Source organism: Nocardiopsis protaetiae (assembly GCF_045446735.1).
In the GTDB taxonomy this organism is placed as follows: domain Bacteria; phylum Actinomycetota; class Actinomycetes; order Streptosporangiales; family Streptosporangiaceae; genus Nocardiopsis; species Nocardiopsis protaetiae.
This window is the reverse complement of the sequence record NZ_JBJJBV010000545.1, coordinates 1-907: the sequence shown is the minus strand read 5'-3', so window position 1 is coordinate 907 and position 907 is coordinate 1. Positions and strand designations below refer to the sequence as shown.

Genomic DNA, 907 nt, shown 5'->3' with positions numbered 1-907 from the left:
CCGCCCTTTTCGGAGGTCACCATGGCCACCCATGACCCCAACGCTGTAGCTCACCGCGTCGCCGAGGCCGTCGATACCGCCTGGCATCGCACCCACGGCAGCGGCCACCTGGACATCCCCGTCTCGACCATCGCCGCCCTGTCCCTGCTCACCGTGCCCGCCCCCGACCGCCACCACCTGGTCGACGCCCTCACCCGCGCCGACCGGGAAACCGTGCTCGCGTTGGTGTCCGAGCAGTGGCGGCTGTTCGCCAACGCCCGCCCCGACCTCGCCACACCCGTGTTCCCGCTGGTGAACGTCTGGTACGGCGACACCCCCGTGTCCGAACAGGCACGCCAGGGCGCCCACGAGGCGGCGCGGGCCGCCCTCGCCGCCGGGCTGTTCGACCTGACCGGCGACCCGCACCGCCGCCACGACGTGGACCTGTTCGGGGTGCTGCTCACCGTCATGAAGAGCCGCACCGCCAAAACCGTGAACGGGGCGTTCTACACCCCCACCCACATCGCCGACCTGCTCGCCCACCTGACCCTGTCCGCGCCCGGGCCGGTGCCGAGCGTTCATGAGCCCGCGATCGGCACCGGCGGGCTGTGGCGCGCCGCCGCCCAGGCCCTGCGCGACCACGGCCACGACCCGGCCCGGGTGCTGTGGGTGGGCGCCGACGTCGACCCGCTGGCGATCGCCTGCGCCGCCGTCAACGCGGTGCTGTGGGGGCTCGGCCCGCGGGTGCTGCTCACCGTCGGCGACACCCTCACCGACGACGTCATCACCCGCGCCCACGCCCAACGCGCCGAGGCCGTGCGCCTGGCCCGCGAGGTCCGTAAGACCCGCCGCCTGTTCGCCGCTCTGGACGCCCTCACCCACCCCACCCGCAAGAAGGAGGATCCCTGATGATCGTCTTGCCGCACAC

Annotated in this window: 1 protein-coding gene; it reads left to right on the top strand. The window is 73.4% G+C overall.

Annotated features, from left to right (window positions below; translation table 11 throughout):
- Positions 1–888: N-6 DNA methylase (locus ACJOT3_RS34625; protein WP_406977348.1), on the top strand; the 888-nt coding region annotated here is incomplete at its 5' end.
- Positions 889–907: the final 19 nt, after the last annotated feature.